This window comes from Saccharothrix sp. BKS2 (assembly GCF_047689505.1).
Taxonomy (GTDB): Bacteria; Actinomycetota; Actinomycetes; order Mycobacteriales; family Pseudonocardiaceae; genus Actinosynnema; species Actinosynnema lopnurensis.
The window spans coordinates 57639-82447 of the sequence record NZ_JAUQOL010000008.1 but is presented as its reverse complement, the minus strand read 5'-3'; the positions used below and the strand labels follow the sequence as shown (position 1 = coordinate 82447).

23 protein-coding genes and 1 pseudogene are annotated in these 24809 nt (G+C 73.9%); 12 read left to right on the top strand and 12 right to left on the bottom strand.

Annotated elements, in window-relative coordinates; translation table 11 throughout:
• Nucleotides 1–56: 56 nt before the first annotated feature.
• Nucleotides 57–596: a DUF402 domain-containing protein gene (locus tag Q5530_RS18255; RefSeq protein ID WP_415363755.1), complete on the bottom strand. Its 540-nt coding sequence runs from the start codon at nt 594–596 to the stop codon at nt 57–59.
• 80 nt (nt 597–676) lie between these two features.
• Here Q5530_RS18255 and Q5530_RS18250 point away from each other — a divergent pair, with 80 nt between their 5' ends.
• From Q5530_RS18250 to Q5530_RS18240, 3 genes and pseudogenes are all read left to right on the top strand, one after another.
• Complete coding sequence (locus Q5530_RS18250; RefSeq protein WP_415363754.1) at nt 677–2080, top strand: DUF5685 family protein; 1404 nt, start codon at nt 677–679, stop codon at nt 2078–2080.
• 75 nt (nt 2081–2155) lie between these two features.
• On the top strand, nt 2156–4312 hold the full coding sequence (uvrB, locus tag Q5530_RS18245) for an excinuclease ABC subunit UvrB (RefSeq protein WP_415363752.1): 2157 nt from the start codon (nt 2156–2158) through the stop codon (nt 4310–4312).
• Nucleotides 4313–4727: 415 nt separating this feature from the next.
• Nucleotides 4728–4907 (top strand): annotated as a pseudogene (locus Q5530_RS18240) (MmcQ/YjbR family DNA-binding protein); the annotation flags it as partial.
• Nucleotides 4908–5268: 361 nt separating this feature from the next.
• On the opposite strand, the gene Q5530_RS18235 reads toward Q5530_RS18240, so the two are convergent.
• Nucleotides 5269–6180 carry an ABC transporter permease gene (locus Q5530_RS18235; RefSeq protein ID WP_380634097.1) on the bottom strand — a complete coding sequence of 304 codons (912 nt, stop codon included), beginning with the start codon at nt 6178–6180 and terminating at the stop codon, nt 5269–5271.
• 98 nt (nt 6181–6278) lie between these two features.
• Nucleotides 6279–9140, bottom strand: coding sequence for an alpha/beta fold hydrolase (locus Q5530_RS18230; protein WP_415363750.1), 2862 nt, complete (start codon nt 9138–9140; stop codon nt 6279–6281).
• A gap of 318 nt (nt 9141–9458) precedes the next feature.
• Between Q5530_RS18230 and Q5530_RS18225 the strand changes: the two genes are divergently transcribed.
• From Q5530_RS18225 to Q5530_RS18205, 5 genes are all read left to right on the top strand, one after another.
• Nucleotides 9459–10472 carry a TerC family protein gene (locus tag Q5530_RS18225; protein ID WP_380634102.1) on the top strand — a complete coding sequence of 338 codons (1014 nt, stop codon included), beginning with the start codon at nt 9459–9461 and terminating at the stop codon, nt 10470–10472.
• Between the two features lie 63 nt (nt 10473–10535).
• Nucleotides 10536–12443, top strand: coding sequence for a S9 family peptidase (locus Q5530_RS18220; RefSeq protein WP_415363748.1), 1908 nt, complete (start codon nt 10536–10538; stop codon nt 12441–12443).
• A 69-nt stretch (nt 12444–12512) separates the two neighbouring features.
• A complete protein-coding gene (locus Q5530_RS18215) occupies nt 12513–13193 on the top strand; it encodes a Crp/Fnr family transcriptional regulator (protein WP_415363747.1) in 681 nt (226 codons plus the stop codon).
• Between the two features lie 68 nt (nt 13194–13261).
• The gene (locus Q5530_RS18210) at nt 13262–13855 is read left to right on the top strand and encodes a hypothetical protein (RefSeq protein WP_415363745.1); all 594 of its coding nucleotides are present in this window, start codon (nt 13262–13264) and stop codon (nt 13853–13855) included.
• A 46-nt stretch (nt 13856–13901) separates the two neighbouring features.
• Nucleotides 13902–14456 carry a GNAT family N-acetyltransferase gene (locus Q5530_RS18205; RefSeq protein WP_380634108.1) on the top strand — a complete coding sequence of 185 codons (555 nt, stop codon included), beginning with the start codon at nt 13902–13904 and terminating at the stop codon, nt 14454–14456.
• Between the two features lie 53 nt (nt 14457–14509).
• Here the strand turns inward: Q5530_RS18205 and Q5530_RS18200 are convergent, their stop codons facing one another.
• From Q5530_RS18200 to Q5530_RS18185, 4 genes are all read right to left on the bottom strand, one after another.
• Nucleotides 14510–15166 carry an RES family NAD+ phosphorylase gene (locus Q5530_RS18200; RefSeq protein WP_415363743.1) on the bottom strand — a complete coding sequence of 219 codons (657 nt, stop codon included), beginning with the start codon at nt 15164–15166 and terminating at the stop codon, nt 14510–14512.
• A 31-nt stretch (nt 15167–15197) separates the two neighbouring features.
• A complete protein-coding gene (locus Q5530_RS18195) occupies nt 15198–15782 on the bottom strand; it encodes a DNA-binding protein (protein WP_380634112.1) in 585 nt (194 codons plus the stop codon).
• 179 nt (nt 15783–15961) lie between these two features.
• Complete coding sequence (locus Q5530_RS18190) at nt 15962–16801, bottom strand: hypothetical protein (RefSeq protein WP_415363741.1); 840 nt, start codon at nt 16799–16801, stop codon at nt 15962–15964.
• A gap of 180 nt (nt 16802–16981) precedes the next feature.
• On the bottom strand, nt 16982–17356 hold the full coding sequence (locus tag Q5530_RS18185; RefSeq protein ID WP_380634118.1) for an FKBP-type peptidyl-prolyl cis-trans isomerase: 375 nt from the start codon (nt 17354–17356) through the stop codon (nt 16982–16984).
• 137 nt (nt 17357–17493) lie between these two features.
• Here Q5530_RS18185 and Q5530_RS18180 point away from each other — a divergent pair, with 137 nt between their 5' ends.
• A complete protein-coding gene (locus Q5530_RS18180) occupies nt 17494–19464 on the top strand; it encodes a beta-propeller domain-containing protein (RefSeq protein ID WP_415363738.1) in 1971 nt (656 codons plus the stop codon).
• On the opposite strand, the gene Q5530_RS18175 is transcribed toward Q5530_RS18180, so the two are convergent.
• Entirely contained in the window at nt 19457–20215 is a 759-nt protein-coding gene (locus tag Q5530_RS18175) for an EI24 domain-containing protein (protein ID WP_415364184.1), read from the bottom strand. The genes Q5530_RS18180 and Q5530_RS18175 overlap by 8 nt on opposite strands.
• Nucleotides 20216–20465: 250 nt before the next feature.
• Between Q5530_RS18175 and Q5530_RS18170 the strand changes: the two genes are divergently transcribed.
• A complete protein-coding gene (locus Q5530_RS18170; RefSeq protein ID WP_415363736.1) occupies nt 20466–20882 on the top strand; it encodes a helix-turn-helix domain-containing protein in 417 nt (138 codons plus the stop codon).
• 149 nt (nt 20883–21031) lie between these two features.
• Entirely contained in the window at nt 21032–21277 is a 246-nt protein-coding gene (locus tag Q5530_RS18165) for a hypothetical protein (protein ID WP_415363734.1), read from the top strand.
• A 52-nt stretch (nt 21278–21329) separates the two neighbouring features.
• Here Q5530_RS18165 and Q5530_RS18160 read toward each other — a convergent pair whose 3' ends face one another.
• From Q5530_RS18160 to Q5530_RS18150, 3 genes are all read right to left on the bottom strand, one after another.
• Nucleotides 21330–21509: a hypothetical protein gene (locus tag Q5530_RS18160; RefSeq protein WP_380634126.1), complete on the bottom strand. Its 180-nt coding sequence runs from the start codon at nt 21507–21509 to the stop codon at nt 21330–21332.
• A 168-nt stretch (nt 21510–21677) separates the two neighbouring features.
• Nucleotides 21678–22121 (bottom strand): DUF309 domain-containing protein, encoded by a 444-nt coding sequence (locus tag Q5530_RS18155; RefSeq protein ID WP_415363732.1) that lies wholly within the window; start codon nt 22119–22121, stop codon nt 21678–21680.
• 127 nt (nt 22122–22248) lie between these two features.
• Nucleotides 22249–22965, bottom strand: a complete 717-nt coding sequence (locus tag Q5530_RS18150) for a S1 family peptidase (RefSeq protein WP_415363731.1) — start codon at nt 22963–22965, stop codon at nt 22249–22251.
• 118 nt (nt 22966–23083) lie between these two features.
• Here Q5530_RS18150 and Q5530_RS18145 point away from each other — a divergent pair, with 118 nt between their 5' ends.
• Complete coding sequence (locus Q5530_RS18145) at nt 23084–23917, top strand: ADP-ribosylglycohydrolase family protein (protein WP_415363729.1); 834 nt, start codon at nt 23084–23086, stop codon at nt 23915–23917.
• Nucleotides 23918–24060: 143 nt separating this feature from the next.
• Here Q5530_RS18145 and Q5530_RS18140 read toward each other — a convergent pair whose 3' ends face one another.
• A complete protein-coding gene (locus Q5530_RS18140; RefSeq protein ID WP_415363727.1) occupies nt 24061–24801 on the bottom strand; it encodes an alpha/beta fold hydrolase in 741 nt (246 codons plus the stop codon).
• Nucleotides 24802–24809 lie beyond the last annotated feature (8 nt).

Genomic DNA, 24809 nt, shown 5'->3' with positions numbered 1-24809 from the left:
CCGGGGCCCGCGGCAGGTGGGTCCGAAGGTGTGACGCGGCGCGACCGGCCGTTCGGCTACCCCCGGCGCCAGGTCGTGACCGCGCCCCGGGCGGCCAGCCAGCGCACCGCGTCGTGGCCGTGCGCGGCGATCCCGGCCACCGCGCGGTAGGTCGTCTCCAGCGCCCACTGGGCCCGCTCCGGCCGGATCAGCCCCCGGTCCAGGGCGGCCAGCAGCTCGTCGGTGTCCAGCACGGTCACCCCGCGCCCGGTGCGCACCACCAGGTCCAGGTACAGGTCGACGGTCTTCCACACCGACCCGCTGGAGCTGATCTCCACCACGTCCAGGTACAGGTCGTAGTCGCGCTCGCGGCCCGGGTGCCAGGTCCACCTGGTCACGCGCAGGCCGTGGCCGGGCAGCAGCCACGACTCGGTGTGCGCGATGTCCGGGTGGCCGGGCATCGGCCGGGCCATGTAGAGGCCGTGGGGTGCCAGCCGGTACTCGTCGACGCCGCGCAAGAACCCCTTCGGGTCGGTGTTGCTCTTGGCGTCGATGTCGAAGTACTCGATCTTCGGCGGGTGGATGTGCCTGCGGGTCCCGGCGGAGCTCGGCGTCACACGCCCGACCCTATGCAGCCCGACCCGTAGGACACTCACTTTTATCACCCGAAAGTAGGATGATCGCTTAGTCTGCGGGCATGTTCGGCATCATCCGCCCCTGCCGGAACCGCCTGGGCCCCGAGCTGCGCGAGGCGTGGCTGGCCCACCTGTGCGGCCTGTGCCTGGCGCTGCGCGACGACCACGGCCAGCTGGCGCGCGTGGTCACCAACTACGACGGCCTGGTCATCTCCGCCCTGGTGGAGGCGCAGGCCGGGCGCGCGCGACGGTCCGCCGGGCCGTGCGCGCTGCGCGGTATGCGGTCGGCCGACGTCGCCGTGGGCGCGAGCGCGCGCCTCGCCGCGTCGGTGTCCCTGGTGCTGGCGTCGGCCAAGGTCGACGACCACGTGTCCGACCGCGACGGCGCGTTCGCGCACGCCCCGCTGCGGGGCGCGGGCAGGGGGGTGGCCCGGCGCTGGGCGGCCCAGGCCGCGACCACCGGCGCCGACCTCGGGTTCGACACCGCCGTGCTGGTGGACGCCGTGCGGCGGCAGCCCGAGGTCGAGGCGGCGGCCGGGCCGGGGTCGTCGCTGCTCGCCGTGACCGAACCGACCGAGACCGCCGCCGGGGAGGCCACCGCGCAGACCGCGCTGCTGGCCGGGCGGCCCGGGAACGCGGCGCCGCTGCGCGAGGTCGGGCGGCTGTTCGGGCGGCTGGCGCACCTGCTCGACGCGGTGGAGGACCTGGCCGAGGACCGGGCGTCGGGCGCGTGGAACCCGCTGCTCGCGACCGGCACCCCGGTGGCGGAGGCGCGGCGGCTGTGCGACGACGCGGCGCTGGGGATCGAACTCGCCCTGCGCGAGGTGGAGTTCGCCGACGACCGGCTGGTGCACGCGCTGCTGGTGCACGAGGTGCGCGAGTCGGTCCGGCGGGCGTTCGGCGAACCGCACGGCCACTCGTCCCACGGCCACTCGTCCCCGGGCCACTCGTCCCCGGGCCACTCGGCACACGACGGCTCGCTCCACGACCACCCGCCCCGCAACTGCTCCTCCCGCGACGGCTCGCTCCACGACGGCTTTCCCCGCGACGGCGAACCCCACGACCACTCGCCCGGGGACCCGCGCGGCCCCGTGCCGCCGTTCGGCGCGCCACCCGGGACCTACTCGCCGCCGCCCGGCCACGTGCCGCCGCCCGGTTACGCACCCCCCGGCGCGACCGGCCCCGCCGGCCCGCCTCCACCCACCGGTCGCAAACCCCGCAAGGGCGGCGCCGACCCGGTGGGCCCCGGCAGCGGCCTGTGGTCCTGGCCGGAGCTGCGCCGACCGCCGGTCGGCCGGGGGTTCTTCGCGGGCTGCCTGGCGGTGCTCTACCAGTGCGGCACCTGCCAGTACTGCTGCCGCGACCCGCACCCCGGGCCGTGGAGCGGCAAGTGGCGCGAGGCGTGGTGCAACTGCGACTGCGGCCCCGACTGCAACTGCTGCAACTGCTGCGACTGCAACTGCTGACCCCGCCCGTTCCCCGCCACCCGCCCCCACCAGGGCGGACGGAAATTGTCAGACCCGAGGCGTACCTTTCTGGACGTGGCATTCCCTACCGAGATCCCGGTCAAGGCGCACTCGTCGCACCGTCCCGTCGGTGACATCCCCCGCACCGACGGGCGGTTCCGCGTGGTCAGCGACTACCAGCCGGCGGGCGACCAGCCCGCGGCGATCGCGGAGCTCGAACAGCGCGTCCGCGCGGGGGAGAAGGACGTCGTCCTGCTCGGCGCCACCGGTACCGGCAAGTCGGCCACCACGGCGTGGCTGGTGGAGAAGCTCCAGCGGCCCACGCTGGTGATGGCGCCCAACAAGACCCTGGCGGCGCAGCTGGCCAACGAGCTGAAGGAGTTCTTCCCCGACAACGCGGTGGAGTACTTCGTCAGCTACTACGACTACTACCAGCCCGAGGCGTACATCCCGCAGACGGACACGTACATCGAGAAGGACTCGTCGATCAACGAGGACGTCGAACGGCTGCGCCACTCGGCCACGATGAGCCTGCTGACCCGGCGCGACGTGATCGTGGTGGCCTCGGTGTCGTGCATCTACGGCCTGGGCACGCCCCAGTCGTACCTCGACCGCTCGATCCAGCTGGAGGTCGGCGGGGAGATCGAGCGCGACCTGCTGCTGCGCGCCCTGGTCGACGTGCAGTACGCGCGCAACGACATCGCGTTCAACCGGGGCACCTTCCGCGTGCGCGGCGACACGGTCGAGATCATCCCGGCGTACGAGGAGCTGGCCATCCGGGTCGAGTTCTTCGGCGACGAGATCGACAAGCTGTACTACCTGCACCCCCTGACCGGCGACGTGGTCAAGGAGGTCGAGGAGCTCCGCATCTTCCCCGCCACCCACTACGTGGCCGGCCCCGAGCGGATGGAGAAGGCCATCCGCAACATCGAGGAGGAGCTGACCGGGCAGCTGGCCAGGATGGAGCGCCAGGGCAAGCTGCTGGAGGCCCAGCGGTTGCGGATGCGCACCACCTACGACATCGAGATGATGCGCCAGGTCGGCTTCTGTTCCGGCATCGAGAACTACTCGCGCCACATCGACGACCGCCCCGCCGGCACCGCGCCCGCCACCCTCATCGACTACTTCCCGGACGACTTCCTGCTGGTGATCGACGAGTCCCACGTGACCGTGCCGCAGATCGGCGGCATGTACGAGGGCGACGCGTCCCGCAAGCGCAACCTCGTCGAACACGGCTTCCGCCTGCCCAGCGCGCTGGACAACCGCCCGCTGACCTGGGAGGAGTTCGCCGACCGGATCGGGCAGACCCTCTACCTGTCCGCGACGCCCGGCCCGTACGAGATGGGGCAGGCCGGCGGCGAGTTCGTCGAGCAGGTCATCCGCCCCACCGGCCTGGTCGACCCGCAGGTCGTGGTCAAGCCGACCGAGGGGCAGATCGACGACCTGGTGCACGAAATCCGCACCCGGACGGAGCGCGACGAGCGCGTCCTGGTCACCACCCTGACCAAGAAGATGTCCGAGGACCTCACCGACTACCTCCTCGAACTCGGCATCCGGGTCCGCTACCTGCACTCGGACATCGACACCCTGCGCCGCGTCGAGCTCCTGCGCCAACTGCGCCTCGGCGAGTACGACGTGCTGATCGGCATCAACCTGCTCCGCGAGGGCCTCGACCTCCCCGAGGTGTCGCTGGTGGCGATCCTCGACGCGGACAAGGAGGGCTTCCTCCGCTCCGGCACCAGCCTGATCCAGACGATCGGCCGCGCGGCCCGCAACGTCTCGGGCGAGGTCCACATGTACGCGGACCGGATCACCGACTCCATGCGGCACGCGATCGACGAGACCAACCGCCGCCGGGCCAAGCAGATCGCCTACAACGAGGAGCGGGGCCTCGACCCCCAGCCGCTGCGCAAGAAGATCACCGACATCCTGGAGCAGGTCTACGCCGAGGCCGAGGACGCGGTCGAGCCGGGTGGCTCGGGCCGCAACACGAGCCGGGGCAAGAAGCCCACGGGCGATCCGGGGGCCTCGGGCCGCAGCTCCGGCGTGCTGACCGACCGGGACACCAGCGGCATGGCGCGCTCCGAGCTGGCGGACCTGGTGCAGCAGCTGACCGACCAGATGATGAACGCGGCGCGCGAGCTCCGGTTCGAGCTGGCGGGCCGACTGCGCGACGAGATCCAGGACCTGAAGAAGGAACTGCGCGGCATGGACGCGGCGGGGGTGAAGTAAGAGGGCATGCCTAACTCGATCGAGTGGTCCCGACGGCCGTGATGTACGGAAACGCCGTTACGCTCATCGGTTGAGAAAGACGGAGCCCCGAGACCACCCAGCGACCCCCAAGCCCCACTGACCTGCCGACCCGCCGACCCAAGGCCCTGAGCCGGACCGCCACCCGGTGGTCCAGCCCAGCCCGCCGCCCAGCGACCCGACACGGACCGCCTCCCGGTGCTCCGGCACGGACCCGCCGCCCGGCGACCCGACAGGAACGGCCGCCTGGTGTTCCGGCACGGGACGGCCGCTCGGCGTTCCTGCACGAACTGCCGCCCGGCGGCGTGGCATGGCCCGCAACACCACGCCGCGCTGACGGCATCGGCGGCGCGCGAGTCCGCCACCAGCCCACTTCCACGGCACCTAAAGTTGCGCCATGACGCTCGACGAGGTCATCGCCCACTGCCTGGCCAAGCCCGGCGCCGAGGAAACCTACCCCTGGGGCGACGAGGAACTGGTCTGCAAGGTCGGCGGCAAGGCGTTCGCGTTCATCGGGCTGCCCAGCCACACCGTGGGGGTGAAGTGCGGGGTCAACGCCGAGGAGGCCGCCGAGTGGCGGGAGCGCCACCCCGACCACATCACCACCAGCGCTTACGTCGGCCGCTACGGATGGACCGGGTGGAGCTGGCGGGGTCGGTCCCGGCGGACGAGGTGCGCGAGCTGCTCGACGCCTCCTACGACGCCGTCGTGGCCAAGTTGCCCAAGGCCAAGCGGCCCTGACCGGTGGCAAGGCCCGAGAGGCGGCGAGGCCCCGGAAGGCGATAGGGCCCGAGAGGCGATAGACCCCGGGAAGGCGATAGGCCCCGGAAGTCGGCAAGGCCCGAGAGGCGACAAAGGCCCCGGAAGGCGAACCAGCCCTGAAAAGCCAAAACGGGGGCGCCGGGTGAGAACCCGGCGCCCCCGTCAAGATCCAGACCTCAGCTCGTGATGTCCTTCCGCGCGAACTTCCGCGCCGCCAACAGCATGAAGAACGCCCCGAAAGCCAACGCCGAGAACGCACCCCGCGCCATCTGCGACCAGTCCACGTCCGTCGACAGCAGGTCCACCCACGCCAACGCGTAGTGCGTCGGCAGGTAGTCCCGCAGCCCCTCCAGCGCCGTGATCTGGTCCAGGATCTGCGACAGGATCGACGCCAGCACCGCGCCGCCCACCGCACCCAGCGGCGCGTCCGTGGACACCGACAGGTACAGCGCCAACCCGGCCAGCCAGAACAGGTGGATCGAGATGTACACGACCGCCAGCGCCAGGCCGTAGACCCCGGTCCCGAACGACGCGGCCTCACCCGTGGGCGACACCGCCTCCCCGGCCCCGTACCAGAGCACGCCCACACCCAGCGCCACCGCGGGCAGCAGCACCATCGCGAACACCGACAGCAACCCGGACGCCAGCGCCTTCTGCCGCAGCAGCCGGTGCCTCGGCACGGGCGCCGCCAGCAGGTACTTCAGCGACGACCACGACGCCTCGGACGCGATCGTGTCGCCGAAGAACAGCGCCACGATCATCGGCAGCAGGAAGCTGCCCGACACGAACAGCGTCAGGATCACGAAGTTCACGCCGCTGGCCGTGGCCAGGTCGACGAAACCGCCCGACCGCCGGTTCTCCTGCGACTGCCCGACCTCGAACGCCACCACCAGGATGAACGGCAGCAGCACCAGGAACCCCAGCACCAGCTGCGTCCGCCGGCGCCGCAGCTGCCGCGCCAGCTCGACCCGGATGCGCAGGGTCTTCCCGGCCCGGTAACCGGCCTTGGAGCCGTCCGCCGCGACCTCCGACGACTCGGCCGCCGCGGCCGCGGTCAGGTCCGCGATCGCGCCAGGGTCGGTGTGCACCCCGTTGGACGCCCTGCTCGACGCCCGACTCGACGCCCTGCTCGACGCCCCACCGGAAGTCCCGCCGGAAGTCCCGCTCGACGTCCCGTTCCGCGTGCTCATTCGCCCACCAACTCCAGGAACGCGTCTTCCAGCCGCCGTCGCGGGCCGGCCTGGTCCACCGCCACGCCCGCGGCCACCAGGGCCTGCAACGCCGACGCCCGGGGCATGCCGTTGAGGCCGGCGTGGACCTGCTCGCCGTCCACGTGCACCTCGTGCACGCCGGACAGGCCGCGCAGCACGGAGGCCGCCTCCTCGGGTCGGTCGACCCGGAAGCTGGCCTCGCCGCCACCCGTCGCGATCTCCTCGACCGGACCGGCCGCGACCAGCGTCCCCTTGTGCATCACCACGACGTGCGAGCAGGTCTGCTCGACCTCGGCGAGCAGGTGGGAGGACACCAGCACGGTGCGCCCCGCCGCCGCGTAGCGGCGCAGCACCTCGCGCATCTGGTGGATCTGGGGCGGGTCGAGCCCGTTGGTCGGCTCGTCGAGCACCAGCAGGTCCGGCAGGCCGAGCATGGCCTGCGCGATCGCCAGCCGCTGCCTCATGCCCTGGCTGTAGGTCCGCACGCGCCGGTGCACCGCGTTGCCCAGGCCCGCGATCTCCAGCGCCTCCTCGACGTGCGCCTGCTCCTCTGGCCGACCGGTGGCCTCCCAGTACAGCCGCAGGTTGGCCGCGCCGGACAGGTGCGGCAGGAAGCCGGAGCCCTCGACGAACGACCCGATCCGGGACAGCACCGGCGCACCGGGGTGCACCCGGTGCCCGAACACCCGGATGCCGCCCTCGCTGGGCCGGATCAGGCCCATCAACATGCGCAGCGTGGTGGTCTTGCCCGCGCCGTTCGGCCCGAGCAGGCCCAGCACCTGGCCGTGCTCCACCCGGAACGACAGGTCGCGCACCGCGGTCAGCCCGCCGGGGTAGGACTTGGTCAGGCCCTCGATCACCAGCGGCACGCCCGCCAGCTCCGGGTCGACGTCCGCGGCCAGCCGCCGCCGGAACCACGCCACCACGGTCGCGATCACGCTCGCGATCAGCACGAGCCCGATGCCCCACAGCGCGCCGGTCGGCACGTCGCTGGTCGCGTTCACGCCCGGCACCACCGGCACCGACAGCGCGGGCGAGGCCAGCGACACCCGGTACGCGGCCGGCTGGGTGGCGTTGGCGTAAGCCTGGTCGGTGGTCGACACCACCAGCTGGAACCGGTGGTCGGTCTCCACCGGCCGCACCGCGCCGGGCAGCGTCACGGTCACCTCGACCGGCGTGCCGTCGGCGGGCAGGTTCGCCACCCGCACCGGCGCGACCGCCGAGCCGGGCAGCACCCGGACCCCGTTGGCGTCGGCGTCGTAGAGCTTCGCGAACAGCACCGCGCCCTCGGGCGGCACCGGCTGGCCGGGCACGGCGGCCACGCGCAGCCGCACCGCGGAGGCGCCGGTGACCAGCGTCTGCCCGGTCTGCGGCTCGCTCTGGAACACCGCGGTCTGGCCGGGCAGGTCGAGCGAGAGCCGCGAGGACAGCGAGCTGGACCGCGACACCACCGCCCCGAGGCCGGGCAGGCTGGACACGGCGGCCGGGTTGCCGCCCGCCGGGTTCACCACGAGCTGCTCGCGCCCGGACAGCGGCACGTCCACCCGCTGGACCGGGGCGGAGCCCGCCAGGCCGGGGTAGGCGGGCGCGACGACGTTGCGCAGCGACGGCGAGCCGCTGCTGCGGAACGCGCCGACCACGGTGTACTCGAAGCCGGTGCCGGGGTCCTCGCCCTCGCCGGACAGGTGGAACGCCAGCCAGTCGGCGATCTGCCCGCGCAGCTCCGGCCCCGGCGAGCCGCCGTCGTGGCCGCCGGAGTACCAGACGACCTTGACCTTCGCGCCGTTGGCGGCGATCTGGCGGGCGTTGGCGTCGGCCTGGTCGAGGCCGAACAGGGTGTCCTGCTCGCCCTGCACGATCATGGTCGGCTGCGTGATCCGGCCGGTGACCGCCGCCGGCGACGCACGGCGCAGCACCTCCAGGGCCTGCGGTCCGGCCCGGCCGGTGGTCGCGACCTCGGTGTAGGCGGCGCACACGTCGGCCTGGAAGCGGCCGCACGCGCCGGTGGCCGGGCCGGTCGGCCGGACGTCGTCCGGCGCGGCGGGCGTCGGCTGGGTCGCCGCGGCGGCCGCGCCGCCCAGGCCCTGGTCGTCGTCCTCCTGGCCGGGCTCGCTCGCCTCCTGGCCCGGGTTGGTGGCGTCGGCGCCGGACAGGCCCGCGGAGAAGAAGATCCCCGCCCACGACCGCTTGAACACGCCGTTGTCGGCGAACGCGCCGGGCGAGGGGGTCGAGGGGTCCACGCCGTCGGCGCGCGCCGAGTTCGGCAGCAGCGCCTGGGCCAGGTCGTTGTAGGTGATGACCGGGGCGATGGTGTCCACCCGCGGGTCCACGCCCGCCAGCGACAGCGCGAGCGCGCCGCCGTAGGAGCCGCCGGTCACGCCGACCCGGGGGTCACCGCCACCGTCGCGCTCGACCTCCTCGCGGGTGGCCAGCCAGTCGAGCAGCTTCTGGGCGTCGACGACCTCGTGGTCCAGCGAGTTCAGCGCGATCTGCCCGGTGCTGCGGCCGAAGCCGCGCGCCGACCAGGCGAGCACGACGAACCCGCGCTGCGCCAGCTCGGTCGCCTGGGCGGCGACGCTCGCCTTGCTGCCGCCGAAGCCGTGCGGGAGCAGGACGGCGGGCGCGGGGGTGCGCTCGGGGAGGTACAGGGTGGTGTCGATCTGCACGGTGCGGTCGCTGCCGGGGCTTTCCGGCACGTCGATCACCGCGTCGCGGGTGCTCACCGGGGGCGGTTCGTCTCCCTGGCGCGTCCAGACCACGGTGGCGCCCACCAGGGCTACCACGAGGACCAGCGCGGGGAGCGACCACCTGCCGCGGAGGCGGTTGAGGGGGGCCACGCAGTTGACCTTAGGTGTGATTGGCTGAGAACGGGCTGTGAGCACCGCGCCGGACTCTCAGCGTACGCCGGGCGGCAAAACGGACCAATCTGACTTGCAACACGACGCAGTCTGGTGCCGCTGATCACCCCGGGTGGCGCGAACCGGCGGTCATGGGTGAGACTATCCGCAGGTGGAGGGGAGTACTCCCTACACGGTGGTGTCGTCAGCACGGAACCCGGCGCGGGGTTCCCGGTGCCACCGGTCGGCGTCACGTGGAGCCGGCGGAGGAGACCTCCGGTCATTGGCGTGCGCGCTATGCACCGGAGGGTTGTCCCTATGTCTGTTCCCGTGTGGCTGTGGCTCGCCACGATCGCCGGTTTGATCGTGCTGCTCGCGATCGACCTCTTCATCGTCGACCGCAAACCGCACGAGGTCACCATCGGTGAAGCCGGTCGGTGGGTGTCCTTCTACATCGGTATGGCGATCCTGTTCGGGCTGGGCGTCTGGTACTTCGCGGGTGGCACCCCGGCGGGCGAGTTCTTCGCCGGGTACATCACCGAGTACTCGCTCAGCGTGGACAACCTGTTCATCTTCCTGATCATCATGAGCACCTTCAAGGTGCCCGCGATCCACCAGCACAAGGTGCTGCTGATCGGCATCCTGATGGCGCTGGTCATGCGCGGCATCTTCATCGCCGTCGGCGCGGCGGTGATCGCGCAGTTCAGCTGGGTGTTCTACCTGTTCGGCGCGTTCCTCATCTACACCGGCTACAAGCTCGCCTTCACCAACCACGACGACGACGGCGAGGAGTACAAGGAGAACATCGCCACCCGGGTGGTCCGCAAGGTGTACCCGGTGACCGACGGCTACCAGGGCGGCCGGTCGTTCGTGAAGATCGACGGCAAGCGGTTCGTCACGCCGATGTTCATCGTCATCGTCGCGATCGGCACCACCGACCTGCTGTTCGCGCTCGACTCGATCCCGGCGATCTTCGGCCTGACCAAGGAGCCGTTCCTGGTCTTCACCGCCAACGCCTTCGCCCTGATGGGTCTGCGGCAGCTGTACTTCCTGCTCGGCGGTCTGCTGAACAAGCTCGTCTACCTCTCCATCGGCCTGTCGGTCATCCTGGGCTTCATCGGCGTGAAGCTGATCCTGGAGGCGCTGCACACCAACTCGCTGTCGTTCCTCAACGGCGGCGAGCCGCTGCACGTGCCGACCGTGGGCATCGAGGTGTCGCTCTCGGTCATCATCGGCGTGCTGGTCATCACGACGGTCGCGAGCCTGGTCAAGGTCAAGCGGCACCCGGAGGCGGCCAAGCACGTCGGGGCGGGGACCGACCCCGGGAAGTGACGTTCTGTGAGCGTCAAAAACTCGTAAGCCTTGCTAAAGATACTTCGGGTAACGTGCTGGAGCGTGCGCCCCGATGATCTGCAGCAGCTGACCCTCCCCGGCTCCGTGACGGTTCGCGGCGACCTGGTGCTGGTGAACGTGACCACACCGGACGTCGCCGCGAACACCTACCGGGGCGGGCTGCACCGCGTGCCGCTGGACGGCAGCGGGCCCCGGCGCTGGACGTGGGCGGAACGCGACCTGGCCCCCCGGATCTCCCCGGACGGGCGCTGGGTCGCGTTCCTGCGCGTCGGGGAGCGGGGCGGGGCGCCCCAGCTGCACGTCATGCCCGCGGACGGCGGCGAGCCCCGCAAGCTCACCGACCTGCGGCTGGGCGCGGGCGCGCCGACCTGGTCGCCGGACTCCCGCCGCCTGGTGTTCACCTCGCGGGTGCCCGAGGCGGGCCGCTACGGCGAGCCCCGGGAGGGCGAGGACGCGGCCCCCAAGCCGGACGCCGAGGCCCCGCGCCACATCACCCGGCTCGACTACCGGATCGACGACGTCGGCTTCGTCGCCGACCGCCGCGCGCGGCTGTTCACCGTCGACGCGCTGGACCCCGAGGCCGCGCCGGTGGAGCTGACCGACGGCTCGTTCGCCGTGGCCGAGCCGACCTGGACCGCGGACGGCGAGCGGCTCGTCTTCGTGGCCGAGCGCGACCTCGGCGCGGTCGAGACCCTCAACACCGACCTGTACTCGGTGCCCGCGACCGGCGGCGAGCCGGAACTGCTGGTCCGGTCCGCGGGCCAGGCGCACTGCCCGGTCGCGCTGCCCGACGGCGGCGTGGTGTTCTACGGGGCCGAGTCCACCGGCGTGCACGCCGTCGCCCGCAACCAGGGCCTGTGGCGGTTCGACGGCGGCGAGCCGGTGCGCCTGACCGACACCGAGACCGTGGACTGCGAGAAGGGCTCCGGCCCGGCCGTGGTCACCGCGTCCGGCGTGCTGGTGGCGGTGCGCCACCGGGGCGCGGTCGAGCTGCGCCGGGTGCCGCTGGACGCCGCGGGCGCGACGCTGGACGAGCTGGAGCTGCTGGCCGGCGAGCGCGGCGAGGTCAGGTCCTTCGCCGCCGACGGCGACGTGGTCGTGGCGGTGGTGAGCACCCCGGACAACACCGGCGAGGTCGTGCTCGTGGGCGGCGGCCCGCTGACCGACCTCGGCTCCGCCGTGCCGCTGCGCCCGGCGGTCGAGCTGACCGGCGCCGCCCCCGACGGCTACCCGGTGCACGGCTGGCTCGTGCTGCCCGAGGGCGAGGGGCCGCACCCGGTGCTGCTGGCCGTGCACGGCGGTCCGTTCATGTACCACGGCTGGGGCTTCTTCGACGAGGCCCAGGTCTACGCCGCGGCCGGGTACGCGGTCGTGCTGCCCAACCCGCGCGGCTCCGCCGGCTACGGCCAGGCGCACGGCCAGGCCGTCATCGGCGCCTTCGGCACGGTCGACGTGGACGACGTCCTCGCGGTGCTCGACCTGGCCCTGGAGCGGCCGGAGCTCGACGCCGGGCGCGTCGGCGTGATGGGCGGCTCCTACGGCGGCTTCATGACCACCTGGCTGGCCGCGCACCACGGCGAGCGGTTCCGCGCGGCCTGGAGCGAGCGCGCGGTCAACGCCTGGGACTCGTTCTCCGGCTCCTCGGACATCGGCTGGTACTTCACCGAGGCGTACTGCGGGCCGGACCCCGCGGCGCACCGGGCGATGAGCCCGCTGACCCACGCCGGGAAGATCACCGTGCCGTTCATGGTCGCGCACTCCGAGCACGACTGGCGCTGCCCGCTGGAGCAGGCCCAGCGGCTGTTCGTGGCGCTGCGCCGCAACGGCGTCGAGGCCGAGATGCTGATCTTCCCGGGCGAGGGCCACGAGCTGACCAGGTCGGGCAAGCCGCGCCACCGGCAGCAGCGCTTCGACCACGTGCTGGCCTGGTGGGCACGCCACTTGGGCTGAAACAGCGGGAAAAGAGGGGCCGACGACCCCCGCGGGCGGCACACTGGGTCTCCCGCGGAGGGAGTCGAGATGGCGGTCCCGTCGAACTGGCCCGCAGGCACCTACCTGGACACGCTCTCACCGTCCGGTCGCACCACCCTGCTCGGCCTCGGCACGCCGAGGACCTTCCGGCGCGGCGAGGTGATGGTGCGCGAGGGCGACCGGTCGGACCACGTCGTGCTCCTGCTCCAGGCGCTGGTGAAGGTGACCCAGGCCCTGGACAACGGCCGCGTCGCGCTGCTCAACATCAAGGTCGGCGGCGACGTGGTCGGCGAGATGGCGTTCCTCAGCGGCGACCCGCGCTCGGCCACCGTGACCGCGTGCCTGGACACGCGGGCGCGGGTCGTCCCGGCCGCGCAGTTCCAGCGCTACCTGGTGGAGTTCCCCGAGGCGAACCTCGCCCTCACCCGGATGATCATGAACACGCTGCGCTGGAACCAGCAGCGCCGGGTCGACTTCAACGGCTACCCGGCCTCGGTGCGGCTGGCCCGCGTGCTGGACCACCTCGTCGAGGCGTACGGCAGGCCCGGACCGGGCGGCGTCAGCCTCCGGCTGGGCCTGACCCAGGGCGAGCTGGGGTCGCTGGTCGGCGTCGAGGAGGACACCGCGCGCCGCGAGCTGCGCGCCCTGCGGGACCGGGGCGTGATCAGCATGGGCTACCGGGTGATCACCGTGGTGGACCGGGCCGTGCTGCGCGGGATGGCCTCCTGACCGGACGGGCGACGGGAAACCCGGCCATCGCCCTGTTTCCGCCGGCCCGGTCGCGCGATGCTCGACGGGTGAAGCTGGACACGATGCCCCCGCTCGACGGACTCGTCTACCGCCTGGTGGTCGCCGTGGACGTCGAGGGGTACAGCAAGCTCGACGCCCTGGACCAGTCCCTGGTGCAGTCGAGGCTGGGCGAGGTGCTGGACCTGGCCGCCCAGGACGCGGGACTGGACCGCTCCCACTGGTACCGGCAGGTGCGCGGGGACGGTGAGCTGGCCGTGCTGCCCGCGGACGCCGACACGGCGTGGGTGATCGCCCACTTCACCGAGCGGCTCGCGGCGAACCTGGCCGAGCTGCGCCGCGCGGGCACCCCGATGCGGATGCGGGTGGCCATGCACTGCGGCACGCTGACCGCCGGCCGGTTCGGCCTGGTCGGGGACGCGCCCATCGTCACCTGCCGGCTGCTGGACGCCAAGGTGGCCCGCAAGGAGCTGGCCACCACCGGCTCCGACCTGGTGCTGGTCGTCTCGCAACGGCTGTTCGACGACGTGGTCCGCAGCCGCTTCCACGACCTCGACCCGTCCCGGTTCCGCGCCACCCGGTTCCGGACGAAGGGCGTGTCGTACGCGGGCTACCTCTGCCCGGGTCCGCCCAGACGGGGTTGAGCCGAAACCTGGCGAACGGCGCGGTCCTTGCGGCAGGCTCTGGCGGATGCAGTGGACCGTGCGGGCCGCCAGGCCCGACGACGCGCCGGAGATCGCCCGGATCAACGTCGAAGCCTGGCGGCACTCCTACCGGGGCGTCGTCGCCGATCCCGTGCTGGACCGGATGCTGCCGGAGAGCAGGCTGCCGGCGTGGACGAGGGTGCTGCGGTTGCCCGAACCCAGCCGGGTGTTCGTCGCGGTCGAGCCCGGCACCGGGCGCATCGGCGCCTACTGCGCGGTCGACGAGGTCCGGGCGACCACCGACGCGCACCCCGACCTGCACACCGGGCAGCTGGTCGCGATCTACGCCGACCCCCGCTACCACGGCACGGGCGCGGGGCACCTGGTGCACGAGGCGGGCCTGCGGCACCTGCTGGACCAGGGGTTCCGCTACGCGGTCCTGTGGGCGTTCCAGGACCACGCGCACAGCCGGGCGTTCTGCGAGGCCCACGGCTGGCGGCACGACGGGTCGGTGCACCGCGGCGAGCAGCGGCTGCCCGAGGTGCGCTACGGCCGGTTCCTGCCCGTGCCCCGCCGCAACCGGCAGGTCAATCAGGCGTAGCCGCCGGTTCGGGGCAGGTGCGTTCGGCCCGGGGCCAGCTCAGACCGGCCCGCTCAGCCCAACAGCGTGTAGTTCAGCTCCTCGCACACCCGCGCCAGGGGCAGGTCCAGTCCGGGGTGCTCCAGCGGCAGCAGCACGTCCGGCGAGGCGGGCAGCCCGGTGCCGCCCGGCGGGTCCCACAGGCACACCGCGGGCGCGCCGGAGTCCATCGACGAGCGGTACCACAGCCCGTCCAGCTCGGGGTGGGCCGCCCGGATCGCCCTGGCCCACTGCTGCGTCAGGTGCTTGGGCCCGGAGCTGATCTCCTGCGACGCGCCGACCCGCGTGGGCCACAGGCCCGCCAGGTCGAGCAGCCGCAGGGTGCGGCGGGGGCGCAGCACCACCATGAACGGGCTGCGCGTGCGCCGGTCCACCACCGCGGTGGCCTGGAACACCTCGGCCACGGAGGTGCGCATGGACAGGCCGAAGTACAGCACCCCCTGGTCGTGGGCGTGCGTGAACGAGCCGTCCGGCGACGGCGGTTGGGTGTCGAAGCGCGCGTGGGGCAGCGGACCGGTGTAGCGGAAGCTGTTCCAGCGCTGCGGGTGCAGGCCCTTGGCGGCGAACACGCGCACCAGGCGGGTGGCGCGGTGCACCGCGACCACGTCCTCGGTGCGGCGCAGGCTCGCCTGGAGCACGGCGGGGGCGGGCGGCTGGGGGAGCCGTGACATCTGCGTCCAGGGATCTCGGGGGCGGGGGGATTCAGGCGGGGGTGCCCAGTTGCGCGGCCAGCGCCGCCACCCGGCGGGGGTCCCCGCCCGCCAGCAGCCACTCCCGCGGCGTGGTGGGCGAACCGTCCACCGGCAGGTCCTCCTGCGCGGTCGTCATGAACCCGGCCACCACCAGCGCGGGCTGGTCGGCGGGCACCGCGGCCAGCACGACCTCCAGGCCGGGCAGCACGCCCGTGCCCGCGAACTGCCACGCGGGCAGCCGCCAGCTGCCGCGGTCCTTCCAGCCGACCAGCCGGCCGACGCCGAGGCGGTGCCGCACGCGGCTGGTGTCCACGCCCAGCTGCCGGGCGGCCTCGGCGACGGTCAGCGCCGAGTCGCGCAGCACGGCGTGCACCACCACGGTGCGCGCCCTGGCCTGGTCGTCGGCGACGCGGTGGGGGCTCAGGTCGAGCCCCACGTCCAGCAGCGCGTCGCGCTGGTCGGGCGGGAAGTAGCTCCCCGGGTCGGGGTGCGGTGGGGCCAGCCGCTTGGCGGCGTCGGCGACGAGGGACAGGAACTCGTCGGGGGTGACCTGAAGGCCGGCCTTCGCCAAGGCCGACGCCAGAGCGGTTGTCATGCGCACAGGGTATCCCGAGCGTGCGCTTTTGTGCGGGGAGATAGCTCGAATGTCGGAAGGTGCGAACGCTGCGCGCACAGGACGGCACACTGCGTGAGCAAAGTGCCCGGAGGGCCGGAACCCGGGCCTCACCCGACCGCTGGGAACCGCGCCCGCCGGACCACCGCCGGTGGGACCGGTCAGGCGTCCCCGGTGATCAGCGCGGCCGCGCGCTCGCGGGTCGCCTCGTCCACCTCGCCCAGCCGGAACCCGCGCGAGACGATGTGCTCGACCAGGTCCGGCTCCGGCGGCAGGCCGTGCTTGCGCAGGTAGTGCGGCACCGCGCCGGCCCAGATCCAGGTGCCGTCGGTGCGGAAGTCCAGCGGCACGTCCTGCTCGCCGGGCACGAACTCGTCCACGCCGAGGCCCGGCGCGGTCAGCACCACCGGCGCGCCCTCCAGGTATGTCAGCAGCGCCTCGGCCAGCCGCCGGTCGACCACCTGCCGGTTGACCACCGGGCGGTTCGCCTCGTCGAGCCCGTCGTAGACGTGCGCGGCGCGCAGCCCGCCCCCGGGCGCGGGCTCCGGCAGCGGCGGCAGGCCCACCCGCTGCCGCAGCCAGTCGGGGATCCGCTCGTCCTGTCGGGGGAACGCGCGCAGCTCGTCCTGGAAGCCGATCACCGGCGGCGCGTTGCGCCAGCGCGGTTCCTCGTCGGCGTTGAAGTCCACCGAGAACGCCGCGGGGGCCTCGATCCCGTAGACCGCGCTCAACCACGTGCCCCGGTCCGAGCGGTGCATCCCGGCGCGCAGCCGGCCGAACAGCCGCACCACGTCCATCGGCGGCCGCACCGGTCGCCACCGGCCGTCCGGTCCCGCGAACGCCAGGTCCACCTCGACGTGCCGCCCGGCCGCCCGGTACTCCGCCCGCACCCGCTGCCAACCCTGCGGCAGCGCGGGGAGCATGGCGCGGCCGAGGTGCTTGATGAGCCGGGTCTGCTCCTCTTCGGACAGCGGTGCGGCAGGCTCACCCGGCTGGCTCATGCGAAGAACACCCTCTCGGCTCCCCCCGGACACGGTCCGCTGATCCTAACGGCCGGACCAGGGCGCCGGGGCCGAGTCGGGCGACCCGCGACCAGCCCGCCCGCCCCGTCGAGCAGGGCGGACGGGGCCCGGTCCCGCACCCGGCGCGGTGGCCGCGGGCGGCGGGACCGGGCGCGCGGCCTAGTTCACCCCGAGCAGGTCCACCACGAAGATCAGCGTCTCGCCGGGCTTGATCACGCCGCCCGCGCCGCGGTCGCCGTACCCCAGGTGCGCCGGGATGACGAGCTTGCGCCGGCCGCCGACCTTCATGCCCGCCACGCCGCGGTCCCAGCCGGCGATGACGCGGCCACCGCCCAGCGGGAAGGAGAACGCCTCGCCGCGGTCCCAGGAGGCGTCGAACTGCTCACCGGTCGAGTGCGCCACGCCGACGTAGTGCACGTGCACGAGCTGACCGGGCGCGGCCTCGGGGCCTTCGCCGACGGTGATGTCCTCGATCACCAGGTCGGCGGGCGCGCTGCCCTCGTACGGCTCGACCACGGGCTTGCTCGGGGCCATTGTCGCTCTCCCTGTGCTCTCGCGCCGCGTCCGGTCGGACGCGGTCGGGACCTACTCAATCACGTGGGCGCGCGGGCGGCCGACCGGCCCGCCGGCCGCCGCGCAACCGTTCCGCCGCGCCGTTCCGTCCTGGGGTCATGACGCGAAAGTCCTGGGGAGGGCGGGCCGCGCTGCTCGCCGGCGCGGCGCTGGTGGCGGGGGTGAGCGCGGCCTCCGCCGTGCCCGGCGCGCAGGGGGATCCGCCGGCCGCGGCGCCGGTCGAGGCGGTGCCGGTCGACCTGGTGGCGTTCGACACGTGCGACACCGCGCTGGCCGGGCTGCGCCGCGCGATCGCGCCCCACGTCGGGGCGTACGGCCTGGGCGGGGGGTACTTCGCCGCGCAGGACGGCGGGGTGGCCGCCGACGCCAGGGCGGGTGCCCCGCCACCGGTCGCCGCCCAACAGGGGGCGACCCGGCGGGAGGCAGCCGCGGTGCCCGACGCCGCGCCCGAGCAGCCCGGTGCCCCCGGCCATTCGAGCACCAACGCGCACGAGGCCGGCGTGGACGAACCGGACCTGGTCAAGACCGACGGCGAGCGCGTCGTCACGGTGGCCGACGGCAGGCTGCGGGTGGTCGACGCGGCCGACCGGCGGGTCACCGCCACCCTCGACCTGCCCGGCGGCCACGCCTCCCAGCTGCTGCTGCACGGCGACCGGGCACTCGTGGTCGGCTCACCGGCGATGGCGATGCCGGGGTGGGGCGTCACGGACCTGCCCGCCGCCGACCCCGCAGGGCAGGGCTCCTCGATCACCCTGGTCGACCTCGCGGGGCAGGCCCGGGTGCTGGGCTCGCTGACCGTCACGGGCCGGTTCGTCGACGCCCGGCAGACCGGCGACGTGGTGCGCGTGGTGACGCACTCCGCGCCCCGCCTCGGGTGGGTGTACCCGACGGACGGCGGGGAGGTGGCGCGGTCGCTGATCCGGAACCGGGAGATCGCGGCGAGCGCGCCGATCGAGGCGTGGCTGCCGCGCTACGAGCTGACCGGCGCCGACGGGGCCCGCACGGAGGGCCCGCTGGTGGCCTGCGACCGGCTCAGCCACCCGGTCGAGCACCCGGCCACGTCGGTGCTGTCGGTGCTCACCTTCGACTTCCCCGGCGAGCTGGGTTCCGGCGACGCGGTGGCGATCACGGCCGACGGCGACACCGTCTACGGCACCGGCACGTCCCTCTACGTGGCCGACGACCACCGGCTGCGGCCGTCGGCGCGCGGCGCGGCCACCGCGTTCCCGACCACCGCGATCCACCAGTTCGACACCTCCCGGCCCGGCCCGCCCGAGCACGTCGCGTCCGGTGAGGTCCCCGGCGCGCTGCTCAACCAGTACGCGCTGTCCGAGCACGACGGGCACCTGCGCGTCGCCACCACGACGTCCGAACCGGGGCCCGTGGCCCGCAACTCCGCGCCGCGCGAGGTCGCCACGCAGAGCTCGGTGACCGTGCTCCGGCGCGCGGGCAAGGCGTTCGAGCAGGTCGGCAAGCTCGACGGGCTCGGCGTGGGCGAGCAGATCTACAGCGTGCGGTTCGCCGGCCCGGTCGGCTACGTGGTCACCTTCCGGCAGGTCGACCCGCTCTACACGCTGGACCTGTCCGACCCGGCGGACCCGCGCCGGGTCGGCGAGCTGAAGATCACCGGCTACTCGGCCTACCTGCACCCGGCGGGCGACGGGCGGCTGATCGGCGTCGGCCAGGAGGCCACCGCGCGCGGGCGGACCACCGGCACGCAGGTCTCCCTGTTCGACGTGTCCGACCCGGCCGCGCCCGCCAAGGTCGCGGGCCACCACCTGCCGGGCGCGTACTCGGAGGTCGAGTTCGACCCGCACGCGTTCCTGTTCTGGGACGACCTGGTGGTCCTGCCGGTGGTCGACGAGCGGGCCGGCGGCCTGCTGGTGCTGCGGCTGGACGGCGCCGGGTTCTCCCCGCTGGGCACGGTCCGGCACGGGGGCGCGGACGTCGACCCCGGTCCCCGGCGGGCGCTGGTGATCGGCGAGGAGCTGTGGACGGTGTCCGCGGCGGGCGCGGGCGTCCACGGCCTCGCCGACCTCGGTCAGCGGGCGTGGGTGCCGTTCACCTGAGCTGGTCGTGCAGCAGGCGGTGCGCCAGCACCGTGCCGCCCGCCATCGCCGCCGGCAGCACCACCAGGGCGGCCAGCGGCACCAGGCACAGCAGGTAGGCGGGCACGGCGAAGCCGAGCGTCACCGCCCGCCGCCTGCGCAGCACCTGCCTGCGCACCTTGAGGTCCAGGCCGCGCCGGGTGAACGGGATCGCGGTCAGCTCGATGCTCAGCAGCGTGGCGTTCACGCACACCGCGAGCACCGGCACCACCGTCTGCCCCAGCACCGGGATGAACCCGGCGATGAACAGCGGGATCGCGCACAGCACGGCCAGTCCCACCAGCAGCAGCCCGTCCCGCGCGCCCATCGCGGCCGACCGCAGCCACGTCACCTGCTCGGCCTCGGGCACGCCGCCGAGGTGCCGGTCCTCGACGGTCTCCGCGATGTGCTCGTAGAAGGGGCCGCCGATGATCAGCGTGATGGCGGTGAACAGCAGCAGTCCGACGGCCACGAACGCGCCGATCACGCCGAACCCGGCGGCGAACCGGGTGACCGCCCGCACCGTCGCGTTCCAGTCGTCGGCGAACGGCGTGAGCCAGGCGGCGATGTCGTCGACCCACACCGCGAGCCCGACCAGGCCGCCGATCAGCAGCACCGTGGTGAGCAGCGCCGGGACCGCCCCGATCAGCAACAGCTTGGGCGACCGGAACACCAGCCCGAACCCCTGGCCGAGCAACCCCACACCGGTCGAGAAGTCCCGCAGCGCCCTCATCACGGCCGGGAGCATAGCCGCGCGGACCGGGCGGGAGGGACGTACCGGACCGGACTCCCGGTGTGCGGAGCCTCACCGCCGGGGCCGGGTCCCGGGGCCGACTGCCGGGCGCCGGGTCGCGGGGCCGACTGCCGGGCCGGGCGCCGGGGCCGGGTCGCGTTCCGGCCGGGGCCGGGACTCCCGCAACGGCGGTGTGCCGGGCCGGGGAGCGGTGCCAGGATTCGGGATCTGCCCGCGGGAGGGGTCGACCATGCCACCGCACCACGACGGCCCGACCACCGGCCGCCCCGCACCGGCCCGCACCCCGGGACCGCTGCCGCCGCTGCCGCCGTCGCTGTGGGAGAGCCGCGAGGTCCGGCAGGCGGTGCGGGACCAGGCCCCGGGAGCCGTGGTGGCGGCGGCCCGGCGCGCGCACGGGCTGCGCCAGGACGAGCTGGGCGCGCTCGTCGGTTTTTCCCAGTCGGCCGTCTCCCGGCTGGAGTCGGGCAGCGACATCGCCTTCGACCTGCGCGTGCTGCGCCCGCTCCAACGGCTGCTGGGCATCCCGGCCGCCCTGCTGGGCCTGGCCGACGAGGGCGCCGTGCCGGACGCCGGCCCCGCGCGGCGGGTCCCGCCGGGGTTCGCCGACGCGCTCGACGGCTGGTCGGCGCGGACGCCGACGCGCTGAGGGCGTCGACCGGCCCGGGGCGTCCGCTGACCGCACGCGTATGCGTCTGCCGCATACGGGGGCTCCGATTCGGCATCGGCCCGGGGGCGCGGTCGCCACGCCGTCCCAGGATGGCGAGGTGACCGACGCGGGTCCCACGAGGGGAGTTGGTGGTTGACGTGAACGGCTCCCAGCGGGCCGAGGAGCCCGTGCTCCTCGTGCGCAGGCGCGGCGGCCCGACCGACGGGTGGGGGGACGGCTGCCACCTCGTGCCGCTGCCCGACGGCACCCGCTCCGCGCTGGTGGCGCTGTGCGGCGAGCGGATCGACGTCGGCACGGCGGAGCTGCTGCCCGAACCGGACGGAGTGCCCTGCGTGGCCTGCCTGGTGATCGGGGTCCCGATCGCGGGCGACTGACGTGGAAGGGCCCCGGACCGGTGCGGTCCGGGGCCCTGTCCGGCCACAGGGGTCAGCGGCGCCGGCGGAAGCTGAGGGAACGCGCGCCGGAGCCCACACCCGCCAGGTGCAGGGCGACGCAGAGCAGGCCGGCGAAGAGCAGCGCGCCGCTGTCCATCACGCCGAGCGAGGCGCCGGCGAGGTCCAGCAGGAACGCCAGCCCGAAGATGACCGCGGCGATGATCGCAAGCACTTGAGCCTCCCGGGGAGAGTTGTCGACCCCGAATTACCCGGCCCCAACCGCGCCGAAGCAGGCATTCGGACCAATTTGGAGCCCCGGGGTCGCGGCCGGTGGGCCTGCTCCGGGCGGCTCGTGGCGGTTCCGGCCGATCGGGTCGGTGCTCCTCCGGCGCGGCCCCGGTCAGCCCCCGGTCAACCTCGGCACGCCGTCGCCCGAGGCGGCCCAGGCCACCAGCCCGGCCACGTCCACCCCGTGCGGCGGGTCCTCGCGGTAGGGCTCGATGTTGCGGGCGCCGCGGGTCAGCAGTGCCGAGGCCCCGGACGGGTTGCCGCGCGCGGCGTGCGTCAGGCCGACGGCCAGTTGCGCCAGACCGCGCCAGAGCTCGCGCTCCGGTTCGGGCGCCACCTTCCAGGCGTCCTCCAGCACCTCGTGGGCGTGGAACGGGCGGCCGGTGTCGAGCAGCCGCTGGGCCTCGGCCAGGGCTTCGGCGGGCGGGCGCGGCACACCCTCGGGTTGGCGCTCCACCCCGGTGTCCCCGTAGGGCAGGGGGCGGCCGAGGCCGTCGCGCGGTCGCGCGTTGCGGGCCCGGCCCTGCTCGTCCCGGTCGCGAGGGCTGGTCGACATGCCTTGATCGTGGCACGAACCCGGCCCGAGCGGGGAACGGCGTGGCAGGTGAACGGGAAGTCCACTTCGGACCGCCCGGTGGACGGTCCGAAGTGGATGACGCGATCGGGTCGACCGGCCGGTGGGGTCAGACCCCGGCGATCGACTGGATCCACGACCGGTACCGCGTGACGTTGGTGTACGCGGTGGTGGTCTGCCGGTCGCTGGTGGAGGCCACGCCGACCTGCGCGCCGCCGGCCATCATCGGGCCGCCGGAGTCGCCGCCCGCCGTGATGCCGTTGCCGCGCCGGGCGCAGATGGCCGAGCCGCCGTAGGCGTCGGTGCACCCGCCGGTCACCGTCACGGTGGCGACCTTCAGGTACTGGGACTGGCAGTTGGCCTCAGAGCCGCACTGGGACGTGGCGCCCCAGCCGTAGACCTGCACGGACTGGCCCACGGTGACCGAACCGGCCGCGCCGAGCCGCGCGTAGGTCCCGGGCACGGAGCGGTCCAGCCGGACCAGCGAGAGGTCCGACGAGTGGTTGTGGACCTGCACGCCGTTGGCCACCGTGCCGCCGCTGCCCTGGTCGAGGCTGCCGATCCGGAACGACAGCCCGCCGCCGCTCACGCAGTGCTTCGCGGTGAGGATCCACGTCGGGGCGATGATGGTCGCGCTGCACGTCTGCCGGCCGTTCGAGAACAGCCGGGCCGCCCACGGGGCGTTGCTCGCGTAGCCGCCGCCGATGATGTACGGCGTGACCTCGCCGCCCGGCGCCGGCGCCGGGGCCGCCGAGCCGTTGGGCGCCAGGGTGAGCAGGGAGAGCAGCGCGGCTGCGAGCGCGGGGATCAGCCTGGTGAGTCGCAAGGGTTCCTCGTTTCCGAAGACACGCGATTTCTCGCGCACAGGGTGTCTTGGGTCACGGAATTCGTACCACTCGATCGGGTGAGTTGGGATATATCGAAAGAGTCATAACGTGAGTGCCATGCTCGTCGAACTGGCCATCGGGGACGCGTACGGCGCGGGTTTCGAGTACGCCGACCCGGACTACGTGACCAGGCACAACACCCTCGCCGGCTACGTGCGCAACCCCCGGCACCCGCGGCTCGCACCCGGCCACTACACCGATGACACCCAGCTGACCCTGGCGCTGGCCGAACTGCTCGTCTCGGGGGAGCCGTGGACGCGGGAGACCGTCGCCGAGGCGTTCGTGACCGCGTTCCACCGCGATCCGCGCGAGGGTTACGCGCGGGGTTTCCACGCATTCCTGGGCACCGTGCGGACGGGGGAGGAGTTCCTCGCGCGCATCCGCCCGGACAGCGACAAGAGCGGCGCGGCCATGCGGACCGCGCCGCTCGGGCTGCTGCCGACCCCGGCCGACGTGCTGCACCACACCGACGTGCAGGCCCGGGTCACGCACGACACCCCGGACGGCGTGGCCGCGGCGCGGGCCGCCGCGCTCGCCGTGCACTACTGCGACCGCGGCCTGGGCCCGGTGGCGTCGGTCGGCGCGTGGGTCGCCTACCGGCTCGGCTCCCCGGTCTGGGCGCGGCCGTGGCGGGGACCGGTCGGCCCGAAGGGCGTGGCGAGCACGCGGGCGGCGCTGACCGCGCTGGCCGCCGGCGGCACGCTGAGCGGGGTGCTGCGGGCGTGCGTCGCCTTCACCGGCGACGTGGACACGGTCGCGACCATCGCCCTGGCCGCCGCCTCGCGGTCGGCCGAGGTCGTCCCGGACCTGCCGCCGGTCCTGGTGGCCGGCCTGGAGAACGGCGCGTACGGCCGCGACCACCTCGCCGCCGTGGACGCCCGGCTGCCGTAGTGCCCGACCGGCTCGACCGGCTCCGGCCCCGCGTACCACGCGCCCGGCGCGCGAACACCCGGTCGACGAGCTCACCGCGAGTCCGTCGACCGGGCGCTCCTCGTCCCGCGGGACGTCGGGGGCGCGACGCCGCCCGCGCGGCGTCAGCCCGCGCGGGTGATCGGCATCAGCGGTCGCGCGTCCGTGGTCAGGAAGTCGGTGATCAGCGACGCGCACAGCTCCGGCCGCTCGAACAGCATCAGGTGCGAGGTGCCCGGCAGCACCGCGAGCTGCGCGCCCGCGATGCCCCGGTACATCGCCACGGTGTGCTCCAGGTGCACGATGTCGTCGTCGCTGCCCAGCACGAGCGTCGGCGCGGTGATCGCGGCCAGGTCCACCACCTCGTCGGAGTTCGCCGCCCGCGCGTACTTCTCCACCACCACCGGCAGGTGGTCCCGCCCGTCCGGCGACACCTCCGCGTACCGGTCGGTCAGCTCGGCGGGCAGCTCACCGCCCGGCTGCGGCAGGAACACCCAGCCGTCCCTGGCGAACGCGGTGTTCAGCACGACCAGCCTGCGCACCAGGTCCGGCCGCCGCTGCGCCAGGCCCAGCGCCACCACGCCGCCCGCGCTGAAGCCGACCAGGTGCGCCGGCCCGCCGACCACCCGCTCCAGGAACGCCGCCAGGTCGCCCGCCAGCACGTCGAGCTCCACCGGTCCCGGCACGTCCGGCGTGCGCCCGTGCCCGCGCCGGTCGACGGTGTGCACGCGGAACCGGTCCGCCAACCGTGCCAGGTTCGGCCCGAACTCCCGCGAGTCGCTGAACCCGCCGTGCAGCAGCACCACCGGCTCACCCCCGCCGCGCACCTCGTGCCACGTGCGCACACCGTTCACGTCCTCGTACACCGGTCCTC

Coding starts and splice junctions, on each gene's coding strand:
- Q5530_RS18250 (WP_415363754.1), top strand. CDS start 677: ATGTTCGGCATCATCCGCCCCTGCCGGAACCGCCTGGGCCCCGAGCTG.
- Q5530_RS18225 (WP_380634102.1), top strand. CDS start 9,459: ATGTCTGTTCCCGTGTGGCTGTGGCTCGCCACGATCGCCGGTTTGATC.
- Q5530_RS18215 (WP_415363747.1), top strand. CDS start 12,513: ATGGCGGTCCCGTCGAACTGGCCCGCAGGCACCTACCTGGACACGCTC.
- Q5530_RS18205 (WP_380634108.1), top strand. CDS start 13,902: ATGCAGTGGACCGTGCGGGCCGCCAGGCCCGACGACGCGCCGGAGATC.
- Q5530_RS18200 (WP_415363743.1), bottom strand. CDS start 15,166: ATGTCACGGCTCCCCCAGCCGCCCGCCCCCGCCGTGCTCCAGGCGAGC.
- Q5530_RS18195 (WP_380634112.1), bottom strand. CDS start 15,782: ATGACAACCGCTCTGGCGTCGGCCTTGGCGAAGGCCGGCCTTCAGGTC.
- Q5530_RS18190 (WP_415363741.1), bottom strand. CDS start 16,801: ATGAGCCAGCCGGGTGAGCCTGCCGCACCGCTGTCCGAAGAGGAGCAG.
- Q5530_RS18185 (WP_380634118.1), bottom strand. CDS start 17,356: ATGGCCCCGAGCAAGCCCGTGGTCGAGCCGTACGAGGGCAGCGCGCCC.
- Q5530_RS18180 (WP_415363738.1), top strand. CDS start 17,494: ATGACGCGAAAGTCCTGGGGAGGGCGGGCCGCGCTGCTCGCCGGCGCG.
- Q5530_RS18175 (WP_415364184.1), bottom strand. CDS start 20,215: ATGAGGGCGCTGCGGGACTTCTCGACCGGTGTGGGGTTGCTCGGCCAG.
- Q5530_RS18170 (WP_415363736.1), top strand. CDS start 20,466: ATGCCACCGCACCACGACGGCCCGACCACCGGCCGCCCCGCACCGGCC.
- Q5530_RS18155 (WP_415363732.1), bottom strand. CDS start 22,121: ATGTCGACCAGCCCTCGCGACCGGGACGAGCAGGGCCGGGCCCGCAAC.
- Q5530_RS18145 (WP_415363729.1), top strand. CDS start 23,084: ATGCTCGTCGAACTGGCCATCGGGGACGCGTACGGCGCGGGTTTCGAG.